General features: G+C 41.3%; 19 protein-coding genes and 4 pseudogenes. 8 read left to right on the top strand and 15 right to left on the bottom strand.

Annotation, left to right across the window (positions count from 1 at the left end; all coding sequences use genetic code 11):
• Positions 1–5: 5 nt before the first annotated feature.
• Together JO375_RS07990 and JO375_RS07985 are read left to right on the top strand one after the other, a co-directional pair.
• A complete protein-coding gene (locus tag JO375_RS07990; RefSeq protein ID WP_229523957.1) occupies positions 6–593 on the top strand; it encodes a sensor domain-containing protein in 588 nt (195 codons plus the stop codon).
• 4 nt (positions 594–597) lie between these two features.
• Positions 598–2,391, top strand: coding sequence for a helix-turn-helix transcriptional regulator (locus JO375_RS07985; RefSeq protein ID WP_229523956.1), 1,794 nt, complete (start codon positions 598–600; stop codon positions 2,389–2,391).
• A 417-nt stretch (positions 2,392–2,808) separates the two neighbouring features.
• Here JO375_RS07985 and JO375_RS07980 read toward each other — a convergent pair whose 3' ends face one another.
• On the bottom strand, positions 2,809–3,099 hold the full coding sequence (locus JO375_RS07980; protein ID WP_229523955.1) for a hypothetical protein: 291 nt from the start codon (positions 3,097–3,099) through the stop codon (positions 2,809–2,811).
• Between the two features lie 560 nt (positions 3,100–3,659).
• Here JO375_RS07980 and JO375_RS07975 point away from each other — a divergent pair.
• Positions 3,660–3,914: a hypothetical protein gene (locus tag JO375_RS07975; protein ID WP_229523954.1), complete on the top strand. Its 255-nt coding sequence runs from the start codon at positions 3,660–3,662 to the stop codon at positions 3,912–3,914.
• Between the two features lie 432 nt (positions 3,915–4,346).
• Here the strand turns inward: JO375_RS07975 and JO375_RS07970 are convergent, their stop codons facing one another.
• The 3 genes and pseudogenes from JO375_RS07970 to JO375_RS07960 form a co-directional block, all read right to left on the bottom strand.
• Positions 4,347–5,504, bottom strand: a complete 1,158-nt coding sequence (locus JO375_RS07970) for a serine hydrolase domain-containing protein (RefSeq protein ID WP_229523953.1) — start codon at positions 5,502–5,504, stop codon at positions 4,347–4,349.
• A gap of 540 nt (positions 5,505–6,044) precedes the next feature.
• A pseudogene (locus JO375_RS07965) lies at positions 6,045–7,330 on the bottom strand (IS4 family transposase).
• Between the two features lie 245 nt (positions 7,331–7,575).
• Positions 7,576–8,910 carry an erythromycin esterase family protein gene (locus tag JO375_RS07960; RefSeq protein ID WP_229523952.1) on the bottom strand — a complete coding sequence of 445 codons (1,335 nt, stop codon included), beginning with the start codon at positions 8,908–8,910 and terminating at the stop codon, positions 7,576–7,578.
• 886 nt (positions 8,911–9,796) lie between these two features.
• On the opposite strand from JO375_RS07960, the pseudogene JO375_RS07955 reads away from it, so the two are divergent.
• Both JO375_RS07955 and JO375_RS24980 read left to right on the top strand, forming a co-directional pair.
• Positions 9,797–10,003: pseudogene (locus tag JO375_RS07955) on the top strand (IS6 family transposase); the annotation flags it as partial.
• Positions 10,004–10,153: 150 nt separating this feature from the next.
• Positions 10,154–10,252, top strand: coding sequence for an IS3 family transposase (locus tag JO375_RS24980; protein ID WP_350495082.1), 99 nt, complete (start codon positions 10,154–10,156; stop codon positions 10,250–10,252).
• Between the two features lie 10 nt (positions 10,253–10,262).
• Here JO375_RS24980 and JO375_RS07950 read toward each other — a convergent pair whose 3' ends face one another.
• The 3 genes from JO375_RS07950 to JO375_RS07940 all read right to left on the bottom strand — a co-directional run bounded on the left by JO375_RS07950 (position 10,263) and on the right by JO375_RS07940 (position 13,093).
• Positions 10,263–12,089: an alpha/beta fold hydrolase gene (locus JO375_RS07950; RefSeq protein WP_229523951.1), complete on the bottom strand. Its 1,827-nt coding sequence runs from the start codon at positions 12,087–12,089 to the stop codon at positions 10,263–10,265.
• A gap of 59 nt (positions 12,090–12,148) precedes the next feature.
• Positions 12,149–12,733 carry a TetR/AcrR family transcriptional regulator gene (locus JO375_RS07945; protein WP_229523950.1) on the bottom strand — a complete coding sequence of 195 codons (585 nt, stop codon included), beginning with the start codon at positions 12,731–12,733 and terminating at the stop codon, positions 12,149–12,151.
• 135 nt (positions 12,734–12,868) lie between these two features.
• On the bottom strand, positions 12,869–13,093 hold the full coding sequence (locus JO375_RS07940) for a hypothetical protein (RefSeq protein ID WP_229523949.1): 225 nt from the start codon (positions 13,091–13,093) through the stop codon (positions 12,869–12,871).
• A 716-nt stretch (positions 13,094–13,809) separates the two neighbouring features.
• On the opposite strand from JO375_RS07940, the pseudogene JO375_RS07935 reads away from it, so the two are divergent.
• From JO375_RS07935 to JO375_RS07925, 3 genes and pseudogenes are all read left to right on the top strand, one after another.
• Positions 13,810–15,181 (top strand): annotated as a pseudogene (locus JO375_RS07935) (helix-turn-helix domain-containing protein).
• Positions 15,182–15,396: 215 nt separating this feature from the next.
• Positions 15,397–15,625 (top strand): annotated as a pseudogene (locus JO375_RS24975) (Spo0E family sporulation regulatory protein-aspartic acid phosphatase).
• Positions 15,626–16,143: 518 nt separating this feature from the next.
• Positions 16,144–16,362: a helix-turn-helix transcriptional regulator gene (locus tag JO375_RS07925; protein ID WP_229523948.1), complete on the top strand. Its 219-nt coding sequence runs from the start codon at positions 16,144–16,146 to the stop codon at positions 16,360–16,362.
• Positions 16,363–16,853: 491 nt separating this feature from the next.
• Here the strand turns inward: JO375_RS07925 and JO375_RS07920 are convergent, their stop codons facing one another.
• The 8 genes from JO375_RS07920 to JO375_RS07885 form a co-directional block, all read right to left on the bottom strand.
• Positions 16,854–17,300: a hypothetical protein gene (locus tag JO375_RS07920; protein WP_229523947.1), complete on the bottom strand. Its 447-nt coding sequence runs from the start codon at positions 17,298–17,300 to the stop codon at positions 16,854–16,856.
• Entirely contained in the window at positions 17,231–17,536 is a 306-nt protein-coding gene (locus tag JO375_RS07915) for a hypothetical protein (RefSeq protein ID WP_229523946.1), read from the bottom strand. The genes JO375_RS07920 and JO375_RS07915 overlap by 70 nt, the downstream gene beginning before the upstream one ends.
• A gap of 205 nt (positions 17,537–17,741) precedes the next feature.
• Positions 17,742–18,842 (bottom strand): redox-regulated ATPase YchF, encoded by a 1,101-nt coding sequence (gene ychF, locus JO375_RS07910; RefSeq protein WP_229523945.1) that lies wholly within the window; start codon positions 18,840–18,842, stop codon positions 17,742–17,744.
• Between the two features lie 133 nt (positions 18,843–18,975).
• Positions 18,976–19,467, bottom strand: coding sequence for a GNAT family N-acetyltransferase (locus JO375_RS07905; RefSeq protein ID WP_229523944.1), 492 nt, complete (start codon positions 19,465–19,467; stop codon positions 18,976–18,978).
• Positions 19,464–20,564 carry a type 2 isopentenyl-diphosphate Delta-isomerase gene (fni, locus tag JO375_RS07900; protein ID WP_229523943.1) on the bottom strand — a complete coding sequence of 367 codons (1,101 nt, stop codon included), beginning with the start codon at positions 20,562–20,564 and terminating at the stop codon, positions 19,464–19,466. Before fni ends, JO375_RS07905 begins: the two co-directional genes overlap by 4 nt.
• 281 nt (positions 20,565–20,845) lie before the next feature.
• Entirely contained in the window at positions 20,846–21,322 is a 477-nt protein-coding gene (locus tag JO375_RS07895; protein ID WP_229523942.1) for a DMT family transporter, read from the bottom strand.
• A gap of 32 nt (positions 21,323–21,354) precedes the next feature.
• Complete coding sequence (locus tag JO375_RS07890) at positions 21,355–22,059, bottom strand: Crp/Fnr family transcriptional regulator (RefSeq protein ID WP_229523941.1); 705 nt, start codon at positions 22,057–22,059, stop codon at positions 21,355–21,357.
• Positions 22,060–22,116: 57 nt separating this feature from the next.
• Positions 22,117–22,542 (bottom strand): DMT family transporter, encoded by a 426-nt coding sequence (locus JO375_RS07885; protein WP_229523940.1) that lies wholly within the window; start codon positions 22,540–22,542, stop codon positions 22,117–22,119.
• Positions 22,543–22,690: the final 148 nt, after the last annotated feature.

Here is a 22,690-nt window from a genome sequence, read left to right as displayed (position 1 = left end):
CTTAGATGAAAAGAGCGATCATGCTACACGTTCAAAATGTTATCTTTTTGCTGTATACATTTGTCTCGGGAGTATTTTATTTATGTTTTTACTTGGTCAGTATCGTGCTTGGCTTGGCCTTGTCATTTACCGTAGTGGGAATTCCGTTGCTCACCAATGTGTTGCGTACAACCCAAAACTTGGTCCAGCATGAACGTATTCAGACGAAGATTTATACCGATATTTCCATAGAACCGTTGGCAATGAGACCAAGAGCGAAGGGAAATCAATGGATGCAGGCAAAGACGGAATTAATGAATGTAAGAAACTGGATATCCATTTATTGGCTGATGCAAAAATTTGTCCTAGGGTGCATCTCCCTGGTGATCGGAGTGCTCATCTACATTGCACCCGTATGCTTTGCGTTCATACCGTTGCTCTATCCTTTCGTGGAGCTACATTTTTTCGGGAGCGTAGTGGATTCAGGGCTGAAGGCATTGCAAATTATGAGTTTAGGAATCATACTCATGATCGGTTGCTCCAAGCTCGGGAATGGTCTGGTACTATTAATTGGTGGGTACACCCGCTTGATGTTCAAAGCAATTAGGAGATGATGGTTTGTTAGATATCGTGAAACAATGGGCCTGGTATGACTGGGTGATGTTTTTTTTACGTCTGATCGTTTGCTTTTCACTCACCGTTACGACTGTAAAATTTGGAGATTATCTCACGCTGCCCTTATGGATGGTTATACTTTGGGAAACGCTGGTTTTTTCCGTTCCGTGGATTTGTTTAATGCTGAGCTATCGTTACTATCTGATAGCAGAAATGCTCTTGTTTGGCGGATTATCGATTTATCTCACGTCTATGTTTCCGGAGGCGTACCTTTCTTTTTTGATGCCAGCTTTTTTGATTGCCGCCAATAGTGCGGAGAAATCGTTTCGCTGGTCGGCTCCCATTACGATTGTTTTTATCCCACTGTTGATTATGTTTTTTTCTCGTGCAATTGATGTGTTCGAGATTTTTCCGCAAGTCGGTCTTGCTTATGTGATAGGGTTTGCCTTTCATTTGCTCATCGTCAATCATCGGCAAAATGAAATTATTCGCAAGCAAAACAGTGTGCTGGAGCAATACCTCACCCAAATCGAGAGAGTGACTCTGCTGGAGGAGCGGGACCGACTCTCCAAGGACCTGCATGATACGATGGGGCATTCCTATGTCTCGATCATCATGGGGCTGGAAACCTTGCGTCAGGATGTAGCGTCGCAGGAAGGGTCGCAAAAGCTCGAATCCCTCTTGCAGCATGCGCGAAAAGGCATGAAGGAAGTGCGAGGGTACTTGCATCAGATGGGTGCACCGCAAGAGACGCTTCCCTTGGTTCATTCGCTGAGGCAGCTTGCGGAGGAGTTTCAGACACATGCAAAAGTGAATGTGCGGTTTCGTGCGATTGGAGAAGAGCATCCGGTCGGTAAACAGGTGAAAATGACCTTGTTTCGCTGCTTGCAGGAATCTTTGACGAATGCCGTACGTCACGGACACGCTACAGACATCGTCGTTTCCTTGCATTTTGAGCAGCAACAGACGAGGCTGGAAGTACAGGATAACGGTCACGGGGTGGATAATTGGGAGGATGGCTTCGGGATCACGACGATGAAAGAGCGGGCCGCTCTTCTGCAAGGAAGAGTATCCGTATACTCAGAGCGGGGAGAAGGAACGCTCGTTACTTGTTTGGTGCCGAGGATGGTAGAGAGCGCCGATGAAATCATTCGTTTGTTTATCGTCGATGATCACTCGTTTATTCGGGAAAGCTTGCGCACCATACTCGAAGGACAGCGGGAGCTGCAGGTAGTCGGGATGGCCGAGGATGGGGCCCAGGCACTTAAGCTGTGCGAGGAGCTAGAACCAGATCTAGTTCTGATGGACTTGGAGATGCCGAATATGGACGGGATTACTGCGACAAAACGGATGAAGGAAAAATGGCCCGATATTCGTGTTCTTGTCCTGTCCACGTTTCAGGATACTGAAAAAGCCAAAGTAATCATGCGCAGTGGTGCAGACGGCTATCTTTTGAAGTCGATTGAATCACGCGAGCTTGTGGAAACGATTCGTCTTGTCTATCGCGGCGGTACGATGATCGCACAGGACCTGTTTCATAAAATGCTGGATGCACAGCAAGTAAACGAACAGGATGATTTCCTCGTTGCACCGAAAATAAGAGAAAATGGCTTAACGAAGCGGGAGCTGGAGATTTTGCAGATGCTTTCTCAAGGCATGCGCTATAAAATGATCGCTTCCAAGCTGTATTTGTCAGACGGGACAGTGCGTAACTATGCGTCTACTTTGTATGACAAGCTCGGTGTACGGAATCGGGATGAAGCGGTACAAAAAGGGCAAAAGGAAGGGCTTCTGTAACGTATGATAGCCAGGGAGAGCAGGCCCTGGTTTTTTGCTTTTCCTGTCCTTTTCACGCTAACACTGAAACAGCTAAATGGATAATCTGTGGAAAATCAAAAGAGACCCGTAGGAGATCGTGGAATTCACTGGTTTCCCCATAAGAGCGGAAGAATCGCCTACAGCAATATAAAGGTCATTTCCGATATTGGCATGATCCATAATTGGTTCATCAAATAACTTGCGTCCATAACTATGTAATGACTCAATATCCTTGATTACCGGTTCCCCGTCTGGCAAAATTTCCACAAATGTTTTTAGCCCCTTATAATTTGTCCTTAATTCAGCAAACGTGAAGTAGGAGCTTGCTCTTTCTTTTGCCCCCACTCAGAACCTTTATAATTACCGTATAAACCATAGTAAAAAAGAAGACATGCTTTACAAAGAGATTCCATCCAATTCCCCGTCATAATTGTAACATAAGCTTCTAATTTCTGAATCCTTAATACTACAGTAGCGGCTAACCTGGTTAGGAGCATCGCCACAATTAATGAGGGCAACAGAGTCAAAGACATGACTAGCAAATTCCCATAGATTGATTGCGGCCAGCGGATCAGAAGAATAGCTTCGATAACGTCCTAGTTCACCTTTGATATCATTAGTAGAAGTAATAGCCATAATGACATCAGTAATCTCTTCATCTAGTCCCATTCCCGGCTTCATAGACATAATATGACTTGCTGTGACGAAGGCAAAAGGGAAAAAAATGCTTTCAATCCAAAAGAACCGGCGGCTGCCGGTTCTCTCCTTCCTTCCTGATCTACTTACAAGCCTGTACGCTCCGTGGGTTGCGTGAAACGATGGACAGGAAGTAGAGCGCCTGAGTAGCGGCCCAGCGGTGCGTACTGGCTCTTAGGTGGCGGCTGCCGCCTTAGAGCCAGTAGCATGAGCCATGTTTTCGCTGTTTTTATCTGAAGAAAACAAGTATTAGACTGAAAAATAAAGTTGCAGACTGGTTCACCGGCTTCTACCAGGCTTGATGGTAAAGAAAAATAAAAAGAGCCGTCCCAAGAAAGTACGACTCTAACTACAAAATACACCCTTGCTCTTTTGTAAGGTGAAAATGTTCCAATCCACTCATAAACTTGCCTAAATATGTATAGTATTGTTTTGGGAATATCATGTAATTATTGACATGTAATCTATTATTATTCAATAGGAGGAATAATCTTTGAAGAAGAAACACTTTATTGCATCAGCATTATCTGTAGGTTTGCTAGGAGGAGCCATTGCCATACCCAGTGCAATTTTTGCGGATTCATGCTGTAACTGATTCTGCCAATACATCCACTGCGGTGACCCAAGATGCTGGTAAAAAAACTACTGGTAACCATGTAGTAATTCCTCAAAGCGTGGGAAATTCCTTTAACTTTACTGTAGGGGGAAGTGCAACTGCATCAGGTAGCTTCGAGGTTCCTAAGGATTTCGGATGGGTTAAATTGCGCATTAGAAACTATAATAAACCCCCGTTGATTTTACTGTAGAGCACAACGATTCTGGTAAAACGTATGTTGACGGCCAGACAATCAGAAAAAACAGTGTAACTATTTGGAGAAGTACTGATGCTATGCGTTCAGGGCGATATTCAATTCAATTCCGTGGTGGTTCAAACAAAGTGAATGTGGAAATATGGGGCGTAGCCGGTTCACTTTCTTCCGATGCCAAGTAATATCTAAATAAAACAAAGAAAGCTTCAGACCTTCATCCGGTTTGGGGCTTTCTTTGTTTGCAGCTCCACTTTGAATGTATTTTCGCTTAGCGTATGTTTTTCGCGTTTTGTTGGCGGTACCCCATGCCTATCAACTTAAGAACTTGCTTTATTCAAAAAAATTTTTAGAGTAAGTTGTTTTTGAACCAGAAAGGCATATCTTTAACTATAAAAACTATGACAAAATTTATCCGGTTTTCCTTTTTACCTACTTGCTAAATTCAGCAAGTAAAATATTTTTAAATGGATCAGGAATATCAGCTTTAAGGCTGTTCAAATTGACGGCCAATGTATGCTTGCCTCCAAGTGTGCCACCAGCAAAAGTGGTAAACCCTAGAACTTTACCCTGGTGTCCCCATATCGAGACACCGTTTGGAAGCTTAGTTTCATAGATCCCAAGACCATATCCGGTTCCTTCTCTATCTGTAGGAACTGTAGTAAGCATTTGTTTTAGTTGCTGTTCCTTCAGTAATTTGCCACTGAGTAAGTAAGAGAAGAATTTGTTTAAATCGTCAGCAGTAGAAATCATATCTCCATCCGAGCTACCTGGGTTAATATAAGTAACGTCTTTTAGCTCACTTGCTCCGTCTAGTTGGAAATAGCCACGGGCATGCTTGGTGCCTGGAATCACGCTTGAATTGCCAGGTAGGAATGTATTTGACAAATCAAGCGGTTCAATAATCCGATTTTCAACCTCTTCCGCATAGCTGTTTCCAGTTACTTTTTCAATAAGGATCCCCAGTACTACGTATCCTGTGTTTGAATAAGACCAGCCCTTTCCTGGGGCAAAGTCTGGGGGAAGAGAAACCCCCATCTTTACGAATTCTTCAGCCGTATACGATTTTTTTGTATCCATCATATCAAAGTCTTTTGACCTTGTGTAGTCAGCGATACCACTTGTATGATTCAATATCTGCCGGATAGTAATCTGGTTACCATCATATCCGTTTCCTTGAATGACACCAGGCAACCATTTTTCAATGGAGTCGTCTAGATTCAAACGGTTCTCTCCAGATAATTGAAGTAGAACTGTTGCAATGAACGTCTTCGTTACACTACCAATGCGAAAGCGAAAATCTGTTTTCATTGGTTTCTTGGTGCTCAGGTCCGCTAACCCAGCGGCATAACTCCATGTTTTTCCACCCTGAGAAGTTTTAGCAAGTATCCCAGGATATCCAAGTTGCAATGTATCCCGCATTTCCTCTTTGACGGAATTACGTTCTCTTTGAGTGCTTGTTTGTAACGGACTAGATACATTTTGAATGGACTCCGCTTTTACAGTTGAGGTTGGTGTTGTGTATAACAGAGAACTTCCAGTCATTAAAAGGATTAAACCTGTAGATGTAATTTGACAATGCTTTTTCATAAAGATATTCCTCTCCTCTATTCATATTGTATCGGTAGTTATTTGCTGTTTTATACTAGTCACACAGCTTTCATCTTAACCAAAGACAAATGGACAAGAGTGGATTTGCAATCATCTGTGCACCAATTATTTCTACAAACAACTTTCTGACCTAATAAATGATTAATCCCTCTTTTTCAGATGCATGTTAACCTCTGTAATTTCTTCTTTTCTTCCATAGAGTTTTGTTAATTAATTTGTTTTTATATAAATATATAGTATCTATTCCCCCTCTCGTTCTTCTCTACATTTTGATCATACACAATGAAAATCTCTTTTTTCTTACTCCTTCCTTACAAATTCCTTACGTTCAAAACCACTTCTATAATTCGGTGGTTTTTATTTTAAGAAAACTCAGTTCTATTAACTTGATACGCATAATCAAGGTAATTTTGTGTAAGGCGACTTCTTGTTAAATTATATTGCGCTTCTAGAATATATAACTTGAACTATTTAAAAATTGGCATGCCAAATAAACCCTGCGGGTGAAGCTTTTTTTGCTTAAGCCGCTGGGCTGTCAGACATGGTATACTGATATACGACACCCAATATATCAAAGACTGTTTTTTTCTCATATCTGTGAGATTTTCGCCCGTTACGCTGTAGGAGGTTGAACAGGCGAAGTAGAATCCTTGATATTTCTGTGGTGTCTTTTTCCATGGCTTTATGTAAAAGAGGGAAATAATCCATAATCATATACATTGATTTATATTCACTTAGCTCCCGTTTTTTCTTCACAAGAAGTAACTGCCGCATTTGAAACATCGTAGAGGAACAAAGTAAGATAGCAATTAATTGACCATACAAATGACACTCTAATCGCTCGTGCTTCACCTTTTTACAATGATGAATCTGAAAGAACGATTTCCATGTCTTGAACAAAATTTCTATTTGCCAGCGCAAGGAATACAAATCATGGACATGTCCCGTCGGGACAATATCAGTAGAGGTGTTCGTCATATATACATTTATCCCACTCAACCGTTTACTACGAGGAGAATACGTCATCCCTTTCTTTTTCTCACGAACTGCTTGATCTTGTAGGCGTTTTTGCTGTTGTTCTTCTGTAAGACGATGAACAATGACACGAGCCGGTAATTTTTCAACCATTCCAATATAGGCGTCTGGTATTTCATAGGTTTGTCCCGGTTGCAGAGTGTTCATCAGGTCCTCCATATCCAGTTGGATATACTGAGATCCCTTTTTGATTCTTCCATCTTGGAAATACTCCGGCTTCGGATTTTTCTGATACACGCGTGTATTGGATTTGATACGAGAGATATAGTATGCCTGCTTCTCTTGTATGTGTTGAAGATCTTTGAGATGAAAATAGCCTAAATCCCATATGCACAAGTCATTTGCTTCCACAGAGGGTACACAGAGAGAACCATAGGTACGATCGTGTTGTTTACCTGGTCCTGTATGAATATGAAGGAATTGTCCTGAGGTGAAAATATTTTTGATGCAGACAGCTTTTGGGTGAGAAGCTGAGTTAATATGTGCCGTAAAAACTCTACAGCAGTAGTATTAAAACGTTGATTGAGTCCTTCGGGACTCATAAGTATGCCTGTTGCTGCTTCTAAACCACTACATAACTGGGTCAAGGAAGTTTGAGCCACACTCTGACTTATCCATACACATAAAGCTGTTATATCTTGTGCTCGATATTTACTGGTTCGTTTTACAAATCCGATTTCTTTGGCTACATGCTGTAAGTGAACAGGCGATATATAGCGCTGAAGCTCTTCTGCAAACAGCTGTAATACTTGAGATACAGAACACGTCATACAAAAATGCGCCATCCTTTCCTATGATTCTACAGAAAGAATAGCGTATTTTTTCATTTTAGGGAGAATTTTATTTTGTTAACTTGATGATAATGTGCTTCTATCCCACATCGTCTCTAATTTGAAAACATTTATTCCATCTAATGATCTTTTAATAGAATAACCTAGCTGACATTTTTAAACAACTCTATTGACACTTAACACTATCATCAGTACTACACTTCGTTAAGCCACATTATTACAAATTATTGATGTAGTTGAGATGGACTGACTTTTTGAATTTGAACAAGTATATCAAACGTTTTACCTAATGATATATCAACAGTTTTTGGTATAGCAGGGCCTTCTTTAGTTATTCCAGCGAAAATTTGATGTTGTTCGTTTAACCAAGTTTTTGTCACGCCGTTCGCCTTACGTAAATCAATAAAAAATTGATCTTTTTTGACCTGTCCAAAAATGTAATTATAACTGTTTGGATCATCTGATTTTAATATTCCATATGGGCCAAATTCACCATCATTATTATAGACATTATATTGTCCTTTATAAACAGATGTTCCAATAGATACATACCGTTTTCCATAATATTCTGCTAAATGCTGCCCAGCTACTTTAGGGTATATAAATGGAATCATATTTGTTTTCGAAACGTGTCCATTATGTCCCCAAACTATGGTTTTCCCTAAATGTTCTTCAGTCCACTTCGCATTTTCATACATTGCAATATCATGTTTCAAATAAAAATCCGATGGTTTATCAGGGGATGTTCCTCCTAACATTGTAGTAAACTGTTCAATAATACGAGCATTTTGTTTTATCCATGCGAACTCTTTGGATTTTCCGTTTAGATAACTTTTATTTTGTTCTAATAAAGCACTGATTTGTTTAGCATCTGAAATATACTTTTCTTTTTCTTCTTTCGTAAGGCTCTCAAAAGTATTCATATCCTTTGTTACAGGTATAAGACCTTTTATCTTCTCTTCTACTCTAGGCACAAGATCTGATTTGTTTCTTTTTATATATTCTATTATATTATTATAAACATTCTCGTTTACTGATTGAATGTCCATCCCAATGATACGCACTTTAGATTTATGTTTTGGATTAGCATTATATTGTCGAATCCAACTAAGTAGATCTAACATTTCTTTTGTGTTAAATACTGGTGATAGATGTTGGCTTGGGTTTCCCTTACCAGTAAGAACATATCGATCAAGCTCCAAAGCTCTGTCCCATCCCTCTTCTAAAACTAAGTTGATGAATCCCTTTTCAGATACTAAATAATTAACAATGCGTTGTTTCATTGTAAAAATTTCATGAGCCCCATGCGTAGCTTCACCTAAACCTACAATTGAAGCTGAACCTACCATATTCTTAAGTGGTTTTAAATCATTAAAAGATGCAGTTGGATTAGTTGTTTTTAAAGGCTTTGCATGCATTTCTAACCATTCCGCTATTTGATTTGTATTGTAGGGAGCTGTAACAGAAACTCCTGTTTTCGAGTCTGCATAAGTACTTCCAACAAAATTAGTCAGTATTATAGCAGAAACACCAAGTGCAATAATCATTTTCTTTTTCATAAAACCCTCCTGAAATACTTACTTGTTAGTTTTTTGACATGCTCTAAGGACCCCAGTTTAAACTATTAATTCTCTTATTACTGTTAAGATAAATTTATTCTAGTTCCTAAAACCAACTTATTTCTTAATAGGTTCTTAAGAAATTCTTAATTCATTCATACCAATATAAAACCAAATAACCTTCAATCCAAAAATAAAGGGAGCAGGTTATTTGGTTATTCATTCCGTAAGCTTAATGCTCAAGTTAGTCATTTTTCACACGGTTAAACTAGATTAGATGGGGTACCGCTCAACATTTTAACGAAAATATACACTAAGCAAATTTCAGCATAAAGTAAGCCACTTTTTCTTAAAATTGTTTCTTCCCTTTCTCGGCGAAAACCAGCAATAATCCAAACAAATAATAAATGATACTTACCGTAATAACACCATAAACAACCTTATCTTCAGGAAACTTATGTATGTTTAGAAAAGTTTTCTATTTTTTTCATAATAAAAAATATAGAGTTTGAAAAGAAACCTTGTAAAATCAACTGATTATAGATATCGCTAATATAATTTTGATTATTTAGACAATGATAATCACTAGATCTGGGTGTGTTAAGCCAGTAAAAAGGAACACTTAGCCCATTGTCCCTACAATAATGAGACTTTTATAGTCAGTTGGATTTAATACTGTACTCAAAGCGGGTTGTAGCTTATCCAGTATTGTGATAATAATGATGTAATGATTGGCATAAAGCTCCTCCTAAATTATTACTATATGATAATTATACCAAAATACCCATTTTTTTGTATAATAAAATAAGTATCGGAGCACTGGTTCTGTTGCTAAATTTTCTACATGAAGCTACACTCTAGAAAACAGGATCTAGGAGAATCAGACATGAGATATTTTAAAGGAAAACAATTCAAGAAAGATATTATTTTAGTAGCTGTCGGCTACTACTGCCGTTTTTCTTTAGGTTATCGTGATGTATCTGAAATCCTGAAAGAACGTGGTATTTCAGTGCACCCAACAACCATCATGCGATGGATTCATGAATATGGCAATCCCATCTATCAAATTTGGAAAGTAGAAAATAAATCTGCACGCTTATGAAACCATTCATGCCCTATATAAACAAAGGCGAAGTCTTCAAAGAGACTCCGCCTTTTCAACGTACAATGAACTTCAACAATTACTAGCTACTTCCTAAACATTGTTCTTCATTTACCAACCTGTTTATGCTTTTTTCAAACTTTGCAACAGAACCAGTTTAACCATCATCGTGTTCATGGAACTTTAGGTTATTTAAGTCCAGTTGAGTTCAGAAAACGAGCCCTTAAAAAAGCAGTCTGAAAAAGAACCTTTATACTGTTACAGCTTGAGAAATCCATTGAGCAGTTAGTTCAGGAGATTCAACAGGAAACTGATGACCGTACTGAATACGTGTAATATCCAAGTGTTCAAACTGCTTTGGGACATGATGATCTTTGTCCAAAGCTCCCCATAGTATCTTAATTTTCCTCTTATCCCATGTCTCGGGATTTAACTGAATGGATTTTGATATAGTTAAGCAAGACATGACCGTAGCGTTAGTTTTGCGTATACGGGGGGATTTTAAATCACGGACCACAGAATGAGCGTAATTACTCAATAACTGACTGGATGTTCTGAAGCTATTGGTTTGAAGTAGCTCTTTTTCCAAACGGGCGGGCTCCATATATTTTAGAACGAAACTTGTAATACGTCGAAATCTATATTTAGGTTGGATAGGATGCAGTACTGGCTGCAATAAAATGAGTTGTTTGATCAGTGAGGGCAGCCGTTCCATCACTTGAGCCGCAATCAATCCGCCAAATGAATGCCCCACTAATATAACGGGTCTGTTCAACTCAGTGATCATAGTGGAAATGCTCTCTACATAGCCTTCTAGCACAGAAGGATTATGGTGATAAGGGGTACGCCCAAATCCAGGTAAATCTACGAACCAAGTATTTAAACTGCTTAAAAATTGTGAGAGGGGCAAAAGGGCATCGGCATTGCTGAACGTCCCATGAAGAAAAATAATAGGCGTTTCATTCCTATCTTTCTCTAGCGAAACTAAGTTAGCCCTTCTTCGTTGACTAAAATCTTTCTGCTCATTTTGATTCAGGCCTAAATGATTTAACCGATAATCCAAATCACTAATGACAAAAGGGAGCGTGGACGGAACTACGAATGAATTTCTGCCGTACCTTTGTTCTATTTCTAATTTACTGTCAACAGGGAATTCCGACTTAACAAGAAAAGTCAAGGATTCTTTAGGAATACCAAGCATCTTACCAGCACCCATTCTAAGCACAGTTTTCAATAACGGAAGCGGTATAGTTCCTAACGGCTTTGTTGTCTGCAATTCGTGTGCCATGAGTTTGATGAAAGTTCGGATCGACGGACTCTCTTGCTTAGAATCTAAAAGATGGTAGGTATTGCTTGATAACCCTTCTGTATTAGCAAGTTTTGAAATAAACGAAGCCACATGATCAATATGAACCATTGGTAACCAATAATCGTCGCCGCCTGGAACAAGCGGCATAAGATTTCGCCTTACGGCATCGACTAAGATACTAAGGCCTCCAATCTGTTCTGTTTTCCCTGAGAAGGAGTCTCCGACGACTGTACTAGGATTAACAGTAGATAAGGGAATGCTCATTTTATGAAGAGATTTTCGTATATAAGAGTCTGCTAAAAACTTCATTTTTTCATAAGGCGGTTGATTGTCCAGCAAATGATCTAGATCCAACAATGCATTTTGTTCATGATAGGGACTCATAAAGCCTGAGACATGGATAAAATGCTTTAATTCTTTTGCAGCGTGGATATCCTGTGCTAGCCGAACAAGGGATTTTGCAGGGGTGAGGAAAGACTGCTCAGCTTCACTGAGGTTCAACTCAATATTCATTGGACCTCCTGCATGAATAATTAGATCAGTTGCAAGTAATTGCTTGTAGCTGTCATCACTTAAACCTAATCGAGGCTGCGTTAGATCACCGATAACAGGAACAATGTTGTTCTGTTGATCGGGTGCCAGTTGATTGATGATGGTAAGAAGACGATTTTTTTGACGTACAAGTGCATAAATCTGATGCTGAGAAGCTAACTCAGCGATTAAATGACGTCCAATATAACCAGTTCCGCCGGTCATGAAGATATTCATAATAAAAACACTCCTTTATTATTTTATAGTACTAACTAGTACTAATATATCTAAAAATATTACTTTAGCATGGAAGCTAAAGCAGGAAATAAATTTTTGATCATATCTTGGTTGTTAGAAGCTTGAGCCAAGAAGAGAGCACCCTCAATAGAGGAGACAATCAACATAGCTGTTTGTTTAACGGGCAGCTCTTCCTTTAGTTCTTGTCGTGCAATCCCTTGGGCTAAAATCAATTCAACACCATGCAGCTGTTTTTCAAAAAAACTCTTGATTCTATCTCTAATTTCAACCGCGTCAATAGGCGTCTGTGTATACAGAGTCAGGAAAGGACAACCGCCAAGGTAGTTATTTTGTTCAATAGAATCGCTTAAAATGTGGAGTACCGCTTCTAATTTCTCCTGAACGGTGAGCTCAGTTTGAGACACAATATAATTAATTCGCTGCTCGTAATGTGCTATCAACTGATTAACAATAGCGAGCAGCAGCTCCTCCTTGCTCTTAAAATAATAATAAATGTTCGTTTTTGAAACTTTGCTACGTGCGACTATGTCGTCCATGCTTGTTGCCAGAAAACCATTAGTAAGAAACAATGTAAAAGCCGATTGCAGAGCAATATCTTTATTACTAAGTGTATTTCTTTTCATATTAGTACTATACAGTACTACAAATGGAGAGTCAAGGGAATGATTGATAAAATGCATACAAATATAAAAATCACTATGGAGGTATCAATACTTGCAAACCCTTCTCTTTATTTAGAAAGGGACTTACATCATTACTTATGTACAGCAATATGTAGCATCACTTACTGCATCTTTAGGAATATACAATTTACCGTCTTTTATTTCATATGGAATGTTATTTCTTTTTAGTTTAGTTGTGTCAATACTATTAGCAGTATCACCCCACTGTACTAACTTACCGCTATATTCTTTTTGACAAGCTACTAACATTAGGAGAATAACAAAACAGAAAAATAGATTTCTAAAACGATGTTTCTCCATAATAACCCTCCTCCCCTACGTATTTTACCATTGAGAATAAACAATTTCTGCAAAAAATGGATGTATATCGTATTCATGCTTGGTTAACATAACGTATCATTATCAGTAGTAAAACAAAAAGCTCATTCCTCCTAGGGATAGCATCAATGTCCATCAAACTAATATTTTGAAGTCCCCAAAACGAAAACTTTATCTTGCCACAATTATTTATAACAATTCAGCTCATTTTTTTCGTTTAAGAAAACAATGAATTTCTTAAGTTGATGGGCATGTGGCGGTACCCTATAATAATTTTTTTATCTGAGATATTCGGCCTTGTGACACGCCAAGCCATTCGGCATATTCGCTCTGTTTGGCTTTTGGATGTTCACGCATGAGTTCCCGTAGAATTTTAAGCAATTGTAACGTAGATCGATGGACTTTGGGTTCTTTATACTTCTTAACAGCAGGAACAGGAATGGAAGTAACACTTACGTTCCCCTTCAGGTTAAGTATACATTGCTTACATAAAAGAGAGCTTTTAAAATAGCTTAAATCCTGGATCGAGTTGCACAGCTTACAGGAAATTCCGCTATTGTATTTTCCTAAGCCCATAAAACCTGTTTCAACGTCCACATAGAATTCTAAAGGTTTGTTAGAAGATGATATATTGTAAATATACAAATATTTCATTATATAATATAAATTCGCACAATACGTGAAGGGTGGTTTTATTCATGGAAAAAATCACACCTATGATTCGCACAGAAATTGAAAAATACCTAAAACAGAACAGCATAACTCTGACCGAGTTTGCTCACATCATTGATTTAAATGTAGGTACACTTAGCAGTATCGTCACAGGCAATCGTTCTTTATCTGTTAACCAGTTAGATCGCATTACTGCCGGGATGGAATTACCACCAGACTATTTTTATGAACGTTACATTGAAGAGTGCATCATAGAATCACCATCTCTGCATTGGCGAAAAATAAGCCCATTTTTATTTCGTTGTGCGGAGCTCAGCCGGTTGGATTGCATACAGCTCGTTATGAGTCTGTTGTTAGATACTTCAATGTACATCCAGCTACTTTTTGAAATGGCTGAGGATCTGCTTCAAAAAGGGTACCGAGACGCGGCGGCCTGCCTCTATGAAAACGTGGCCGACAGTGAAAGAAAGCAGCATTCAGAACGGCTTGCTTTATGTCAGTATCGGTTGTTCAGCCTCCGGATCGGGAAAGATCAGGCTCAAAATCTTCAAACGGCTGCCAGGTTCGAACCTTTTGTTGATCGTTTAGATGAAATTGACCAACTGGATGCCTTAAAAGACTTGCAAACGTGTATAGATCATTGAGTGTGTGGGATAAGGTCTATAAATTTTCATGTCAGATGTATAAATTAGGACAAATTCAATATGACTTGGCTCATAATGCTAAGAGAGAAATGAAACCGGAAAAGAAACTTAGCAGACCTCTTTTTGTATACATAGCCTACGCTGAATTGATGTGTGCAAATGCTTGTCATGCAACTGGAGATTACGAACGGGCTTTAGAGCATATACATGGCTATACTGATCTAAGCTGGGTGAGGGAGCAAGATCCGGATACACTTCATTGGCTCGGTTTGTTCCAGCGTTGGGCCAAAATTAATGCTTACTTAAATAGGCTTATGACTGGAGATGTTAGTGTCCTATCGGATTACGTAGAACAGATATCTGGTGAAAAACATGTATTTAATGAACTTTTGAATATCATTGAGGCAGCCAACAAATACAATATTGATGTAGACCACATACTTCATCGCTTCGAGCCTAAAATTGCGTCGTATCAAGAGCCCTCTCCTATGGAGCCGTTTTTACAGCAACAGCAAGCGCGTTTTTGGTACAAACTGGCGAAATACAGCTTTAATAAGGTAGATATCCATATGGGTTCAATTGTTTAATAAACGCTTATGAAAAAGCTGTTACAATTAACCATGGACTACTTATTGCCAATTGTGTTGGCTTGTTTGAGCGTTTCAAGGCCTGTGCCACTTTTGAAATATTGACTGGGTATGACATGTGGGAAAGAACTGACCAAAAAGATGGCTTTAATTTTAGTGACAGCTAGTTGCTTACTGGTATTCGGAGTACCAGTTCAGCATCCGACTTCTGGAACATTCCAGCCGCAAGACGATGTCGGTTCAGCTTAATCAAATTATTACCCCTATAATGGCCAGCCCTTCGGCTGGTCTTTTTTATTCTTTTTTGATAAAAAACGTTCATAATATAATTGGTCATTTACTCCTAAAATGATAATAAATAGGTGGTTGGGGTAGTGAAGGTATGGACATTGATGAATTCTTAACTAAACAGATGGAAAGTGCCAGACAACGATTGCATGATCTTTACGAACAGTATGGCTTCGGACATGCATGCGTACTTGAGCAATCTATGATTTTGGACGAACTCATTAATCAGTACAATCGCATGTATCAAACCTAAGAAGTTACATCATTATGTTCAGTCAGCCCCCCAATCCCTTTTATGCAAAACTACTACTCTCCCCACATAACAATCATAATTATGCTATAAAATGCCTTAGATGATATTTACATACACTTTACTAAGTAAAAAATTGTAAATAATCTGGCATGGAATCATCAAGCCCCATACTTATTTTTCAATAGCTGGCACTCAATGAAAAACCGTTTAATAACAAGGTCCCCGGTCTACAACTTTATTTTCTTTGAACAGTTTGTCTATTTGACCAGAGCAAATTTAGAAAAAAGGCTGCCTGGATGCGACCGTCTTTATATATGTATCTTCAAAAAATACCCTCATTCATAGGACTGGCGCTGTCCTATAGCGAGGGTATTTCTTAGTGTCTTCCTGTGAGATAATCACATTTTGCAAAAGTGGAGAGTAAACTTGCAAATGGATCTCACTATACCTTGGCCGGGGAAAACCAGTTATTTCCATTATAACCAACGAACTATAATTCGCCAACTATAAATCGTGATTTTTAGACCGTGATATATTTTTAATGATTTCGGTAAGATAAAGGAAAGGAAAATAAGGAGTTCATCAGGTTTGAAATTAAAAGATGCCAGAGAAGCAGCAGGCTACACCCAGGAATCCCTTGTCTTAAAAATCAATGAACACTTGAAATGCACATTACGACATTACCAGAATGTAGAATACGGTTTGAAAACGCCGAATATAACATTAGGCTTATTGATCTGCCAGTTGTGCGGCGTGGAACCGCGCGAAGTCGAAGAGTGGAAAATAAAACCTGGCCATAATTGGTGATCATCCGTGTAAATACAGCCTGTTTGTGGTATACTTTTAAGTAAGAAGTCATAAAATAGAAAAGCCGCGATGCTGGACACATCACGGCTCGTAACAAAGGCCGGTGGGTGACCACGGCGAGAATTTCATAACACGTATGAAAAACCACCGGATAACTAGGCTCCCTAACCTATCGCCGGTGGTTTTCCTTGTCTCGGCGCGCTTGCTTCCAGGCGTTGAGTAAAGTATTTAAGCCGGTAAAAATACCGACTAACTTCAACATCACGTCTAAAAGCTTCAGGCACAATTCAAGTATGGACACGGCGACACCCCCTTTCGGGTAACTTCGCCGTATCCTTCCCACCGGTTTATTTTGTCACTGTCTATTATAGCATGGGAAAAGAAGCAAGCCTATGTCAACGTTCCAGATCAGGACCGGATTTAGTCTTCGTCTCGTTCATCTGTTTAGGTCGTCCTTCAGATGCAGCCGCTACTTCTTGGATCGGATCGGCCTATAACTTCCCATGAGAATCAGACTTATCCATAGGCGCTTGCTTTGTAACTTCCTGAAAGCGTTCTTTATTCAAATGGTCAATTTCACGAATAATATTGTTGGCCGTCTTCTGAATTTCTCCAAGGGCTTGCTTGGCCAGATTTATATCCTTGGCCCAAGTTGCTATGTACCCGGCGCTGTAAGCTTCCGTATCAATACCATAGTATTTTGTCACCATAAAGGCCGTAGCTTGAGCTTGGGCCTCCTTATGCTCTCTTGGTAGGTCTTTCAAAGGACTGTCCATTCGATGGAGCTGAGCATGCGCGTATTCATGGATTAGTGTTTTAAGCTTCATCGTCGTATTTTCTGCATCAGGGTTGAAACGGATCGCATTATTCACGCGGTCATAATATCCACGAACTTTAGGCTGATCCTTAAAGTCGTCCGCACTTTCTCTAATATCCATTTTTTGCCTATATGATTAGAAAGCGAACTGTACAATTCTGCGGCTCTATGGTTATCTTTTATATCATCGCGGATAATAGCACGGAGATTGGCCAGCTCCTTACCTTTGGTTTGGCTCACATCAAACACATTGACCGGTTTGAACCCCGTTAGCATTTCCACTTTCTCGGTCACTTCTTTCCCTTGAGCATCAAGTTGGGGCCGCTGCGTAACAGGGTCTATTTTTTGCATATCCACTTTTTTGATGATAGGTGCAAAAATTTTGATAGCTGTTTCACCTTTTTGTAAAAGTTTTCAATCAAGAAAATAAATGCAAATCAAATAAAAAGCCGCCACCCTGAAGACAGGCAGCGACTACGTAATTAGCACATGCAGGAAACACATATACATTAACCTAATATGTTTGTATATCAACACCGAGCGCTATACGCTGAAATACATACTAAACATTAAAACGGAAATGCATAACGTCTCCGTCTTGCACCACATAGTCCTTACCTTCCAAACGAAGCTGACCGCGTTCCTTCGCCCCGTTCATGGAACCGGCAGCAACCAAATCATCATAGGAAACAACCTCAGCACGAATAAATCCGCGTTCAAAATCCGAGTGGATTACACCCGCAGCGCCCGGCGCTTTGGTTCCTTTGTGAATGGTCCATGCGCGTACTTCCTGTACTCCTGCTGTAAAATAGGTGTAGAGACCCAGCAAGCGGTAAGCTGCCTTGATCAGACGATTCAGGCCGGATTCAGCCAGTCCCAGTTCCTCAAGAAACATCGCTTTGTCTTCGCCTTCCAGCTCGGCAATTTCGGCTTCTACTTTGGCGCTGATCGGCACCACTTCTGCATTTTCCGCTATCGCAAACTCACGTACCTTTTGTACGTATGGATTGCTGTCGGCTTCAGTTACACCGTCTTCACTGACATTAGCGGCATACAGCACAGGTTTCATCGTAAGCAGATGAAGGTCGCGGATAATCAGCTTTTCATCATCCGACAATTCTACGCTGCGCGCAGGTTTGTCAGCATACAGCGATTCCTTGATCCGTTCCAGCACTTCAACCTCTTGAGCGTACTGCTTGTTACCGCCCTTCATGTTTTTGCGGGAACGCTCGATACGCTTGTCCACGCTTTCGATATCCGCCAGAATCAGCTCCAGATTAATGGTCTGAATGTCGCTGATCGGGTCAATTTTGCCGTCCACATGGGTAATGTTCTCATCCTCGAAGCAACGTACGACATGTACAATCGCATCCACTTCACGAATGTGGGCCAAGAATTTATTGCCAAGCCCCTCTCCCTTGCTCGCGCCACGTACAAGCCCTGCAATATCCACAAATTCAAAAGCCGTAGGCACCGTCTTGTTCGGTACAACTAGCTCGGTAAGCTTATCCAGCCGCTCGTCCGGTACTTCAACGACCCCTACATTAGGGTCAATGGTACAAAATGGATAGTTTGCGGATTCTGCGCCCGCCTGCGTTATCGCATTAAACAGTGTCGATTTGCCCACGTTCGGCAAACCCACAATCCCCGCTTTTAAAGCCATAGTCAGAACAACTCCCGTTTATATAAAATATGCGTTATACCTTATGCCAATATACCAACCCACATTATATAGGAGAACCTATACATGCGGCAAGCGTACGGTTATGAAATTCATGTTTTTGCCGTCTCTCTATCTAGAGTTCTTTACTCATTTGGATATCCGTGATCCGATAACCCGTCTTGCGATATACATGCAGAGCCCGCTCATTATGCCCGAATACGTGCAAACCGATGCGAACCGCTCCCAGCTTGCGAGCTTCCTGTTCCAATGCCTTCATCGTCAACGTCCCCAGACCCTTTCCCTGAAATGAATCGTAGACGAGAATATCCAGCAAAAACGCCTCTTTGCCTTGCGTCTTTTCTGTAATGTTGAACCAGATATATCCCGCTTCCTCCGGATTCTGGCCAGCACTGCCTGAATATTCAATCATGTATAGGTGAGCATGGGGTGTATCCAGTCTTTGCGGCAACAAGTGAGCAAAGCTTTCCTTGGCCCGTTGCGGTGCTTCTTCCTCCGTCCAAGTGCCTGCACGAATTTTATCTTCCGCGAAATCCGCAAGCGAGCGCTGCTCAAAACGTTCGTACTGCTCCGCATTCATCGGGGTCAATCTGATAAGTCCACTCATTCGTTCGCCTTCTTTCTTAGCCTGGTTGTATTTTTAAGACTTTCAATGTCACCTGCTCCGATGCCAAACATAACCGTACGCAATTCCAGCTCCACCTGCTCCAATCGGGCTTCCAGCGCCTCGCTGGAGGCGACCGCAGAGCCGAGCAAGGAACGCCCGAAGCCTGCCATGTCAGCCCCCAAAGCGAGCGTTTTACCAGCATCAACACCGTTCCTCAATCCTCCGCTGCCGATCAGGGCTCCATGGGGCTGGGCAGCTCTGACTTCTATGATACAGTCTGCGGTGGAGTTCCCCCAATCTGCAAATGCCTCCGCCGCCGCGCGGCGTACAGGATCGGGGTTGCGGAATTTTTCGACCTGACTCCAGCTCGTCCCGCCCGCGCCAGCAACATCAATAAAAGCCGCACCCGCATTATACAGTCTCGAAGCCGTCTCGCCATCTATGCCCCAGCCTACTTCCTTGACCCCTACAGGCACTGAAAGCTGACGGCACAGTTCCTCGATACGGCCAAGCAGGCCGCTAAAATCCAGATTTCCCTCAGGCTGGAAAATTTCCTGCAATCCGTTCAAATGCAGCACCAGCATGTCCGCTCCGGCAATTTCCACAGCACGGCGGCAATCGTCCACGCCAAATCCGTAGTTCAGCTGCACCGCCCCGAGATTGGCAAAGATCGGTATGCTGGGTGCCAGACGCCGAACTGCAAAGGTGGATGCCAACTCTTCCCTTTCCACCGCAGCCCGTACCGAGCCAACGCCGAGCGCCCAGCCGCGCTTCTCGGCCGCCTCTGCCAATCGCTCATTGATTGCCCCCGTCTTGGTGCTGCCGCCTGTCATCGAGCTTATGAGCAGCGGTGTGCGCACAGGACGTGCCAAAAAAACAGTGCTCAGACGCACCTCGTCAAAATGCAGCTCAGGCAGTGCGCAATGCTTAAAGGCATACCGCTCCAGCCCGCTGGTGATGCCTTGCCCGGCCACATCCTCTTGCAAACAAAGGCGGACGTGCTCAATCTTCCGCTCACCTGTCCGCGCAGCAGGCAATAAGGAGCCGGATCTCCCGGAACCATCAGGTGACCCTTTTTGATGTTCTTCATGACTCATCCATATTCCACCTCGTCCAAGTCGCTCGTTTGTTCATTTCAGGTTTGGGAAACACAAATAAGACCGTTCCCAAACACGGTAACCGATCTGTATTACGTCTCTATATCAGCTATCAGCCTTGAAAAACCGACAAAATCAAGATATCTTCATTGTATCATGGATGGAAAAAGATATACATCACAAAAACCGATCCTATTAAAGGGGCGGCATTTCTACTCCTCTATTTGGATATGCCCCCTGTCAAAATGAAGGCCACCAGCCTTAATCAGCTCTGCATGGAGTCAGGTACAGGCTTCATGCTTTCTTGCCTGTGCCTTTGTACGTCCCTGGCCAAGCTTGAATACGAGAATACCGCCGATAATGACCAGTACTCCAATCAGCTTGCTGAAGGTGAACGGAATCTTCTCCAATCCCAGCCACCCTAACGAATCCCACAGCAAAGCGGTACCTAATTGTGCCGTCAACACAATCGAGATCGCATAGGTTGCGCCAAGCCGCTTCATGCCTTGTACCAGACAAAACACAACGCCGACACCAATCATCCCACTGAACCAGTACCACAGCTGCATATGCCGAAAAGTAAATGTATTTTTCCCTTCAAAAACAAGACTGCCGAGCAAAGAAGCCAGAAAACCTGTACCTAGCACCAAGGTTGTAGTGGCCCATGAACCTGTCCGTTCATTTACTTTGTTATTGAATATCGTTTGCAAACTGACCAAAGCACCTGCAATAACCGCCAGTACAATTCCTAACAACATAACATTCAACTCTCCCCTGATGTTCCATTGATTTATAATGATTCGTAAATATTATGGCCTGCCAGCTCGCTTAAACCCTGCCTGTCCTGAATGACAATGTATCCTTTTGACCGCTCCACCAATCCGGCCTCCATCATCTTGCGAATGACACGGTTCAGATGTCTGTAGCTGGTTCCGATCAGGTTCGCTACATCTATTAGATTGGATACCCGTAGTTCTTCATGGAAGAGGAAAGCCGATTCGTCAAAGGAAACGGACAGCAAGTAACTGGCCAATCTGACTTCCACGGGATACATGAGATTGAAGCTGGAAAAGTCCGAATCCAGACAAAACTTTCTCGTGACCACATCCAGAAGAAATTGCAGTAAAGGAGCATAGTCTCTTCCGTATTTATGCATCCATTGATGGTGAATCCCAATTACATAAATTGGAGTCACCGCCTCAACCGTGTTAATGACGTGACTACCGCGGATATATTCAACATCTCCAATAACTTCGATCGGTGTTTTGAAGCAGAGAATGAGTGTTTTACCTTCGGTCGAGCTGGTATAAATCTTGATCTTGCCCTGAACCAGGATGTACAGATGTTCAATAGCGTCCCCCTGTGCACAGAGCTTTTCCCCTTGTTCCAAGCGATGCAGTGACAAATAAGGGCGCAATGGCTCATAGAGTATCGTCTCTAGCTGATGCAGCTGCAAAAAATGATGCAATTGTTCTTGATCCTGAATTTCTCCCATTCCCAATATCACCCTCAATCCCTATGTTCTGGGTCTCCAAGGTGAATGAAGCTCCGGTCAGAGCTTCAAAATAATGACACCCGCAATCATCATACCAATCCCTATAAATTGCGGCAGCTTCATCTTTTGCTTCACCAGGCCGAACCATCCCTTGATATCTACCAGAAAGGTTAAACATAACTGCGAAATCAATAGCGCTGAAATCGTAAATGTCACTCCAATATGCTGGATCGCCGTAACTTCACTGAAAATGATAATAGCTGCAAATGCACCGCCCCAAAGATACATCGGCTTAACCTGTTTCATTTCAGCCACACGACCGTCCCGTGTCAACATCCAAACCAAGGCGGCCAAAATAAAGCCTGTGAATTGAGTAATCGCAGCCGCCTCCCATGTACCGATATCATGACTAATGCGTGTATTCGCCACCCCTTGCAGCGTAATACAGGCGCCTCCTAGAAAAGCAAACAGTATTCCTCTCATCAATCGCTATTCTCCCTGTGTAAATGATGTTTTTATATATTAAAGTATAGGGGAGACTTTCTATAAAGGACATATGTCCTCAAATATTTCATTCCGTGCCAGCATTCATTTTAATACTGTGGACTCGCTTTAATAATTAGTCAGTGCC

Origin of the sequence: Paenibacillus farraposensis (assembly GCF_020736845.1) — a bacterium.
GTDB lineage: Bacteria > Bacillota > Bacilli > Paenibacillales > Paenibacillaceae > Paenibacillus > Paenibacillus farraposensis.
Note: the sequence above shows the minus strand (reverse complement) of the source record. Positions and strands in the feature narration are given on the sequence as shown.

Excerpts from the sequence above, each read along its gene's own strand:
- JO375_RS07960 (WP_229523952.1), bottom strand. The coding sequence starts at position 8,910 with ATGAAAAAGAAAATGATTATTGCACTTGGTGTTTCTGCTATAATACTG.
- JO375_RS07970 (WP_229523953.1), bottom strand. The coding sequence starts at position 5,504 with ATGAAAAAGCATTGTCAAATTACATCTACAGGTTTAATCCTTTTAATG.
- JO375_RS07905 (WP_229523944.1), bottom strand. The coding sequence starts at position 19,467 with ATGAGTGGACTTATCAGATTGACCCCGATGAATGCGGAGCAGTACGAA.
- JO375_RS07940 (WP_229523949.1), bottom strand. The coding sequence starts at position 13,093 with ATGGAGAAACATCGTTTTAGAAATCTATTTTTCTGTTTTGTTATTCTC.
- JO375_RS07885 (WP_229523940.1), bottom strand. The coding sequence starts at position 22,542 with ATGAGAGGAATACTGTTTGCTTTTCTAGGAGGCGCCTGTATTACGCTG.
- JO375_RS07920 (WP_229523947.1), bottom strand. The coding sequence starts at position 17,300 with ATGGATATTAGAGAAAGTGCGGACGACTTTAAGGATCAGCCTAAAGTT.
- JO375_RS07950 (WP_229523951.1), bottom strand. The coding sequence starts at position 12,089 with ATGAATATCTTCATGACCGGCGGAACTGGTTATATTGGACGTCATTTA.
- ychF (WP_229523945.1), bottom strand. The coding sequence starts at position 18,842 with ATGGCTTTAAAAGCGGGGATTGTGGGTTTGCCGAACGTGGGCAAATCG.
- JO375_RS07990 (WP_229523957.1), top strand. The coding sequence starts at position 6 with ATGAAAAGAGCGATCATGCTACACGTTCAAAATGTTATCTTTTTGCTG.
- JO375_RS07890 (WP_229523941.1), bottom strand. The coding sequence starts at position 22,059 with ATGGGAGAAATTCAGGATCAAGAACAATTGCATCATTTTTTGCAGCTG.
- JO375_RS07895 (WP_229523942.1), bottom strand. The coding sequence starts at position 21,322 with ATGTTGTTAGGAATTGTACTGGCGGTTATTGCAGGTGCTTTGGTCAGT.
- JO375_RS07980 (WP_229523955.1), bottom strand. The coding sequence starts at position 3,099 with ATGTCTATGAAGCCGGGAATGGGACTAGATGAAGAGATTACTGATGTC.
- fni (WP_229523943.1), bottom strand. The coding sequence starts at position 20,564 with ATGAGTCATGAAGAACATCAAAAAGGGTCACCTGATGGTTCCGGGAGA.
- JO375_RS07945 (WP_229523950.1), bottom strand. The coding sequence starts at position 12,733 with ATGAAAAGAAATACACTTAGTAATAAAGATATTGCTCTGCAATCGGCT.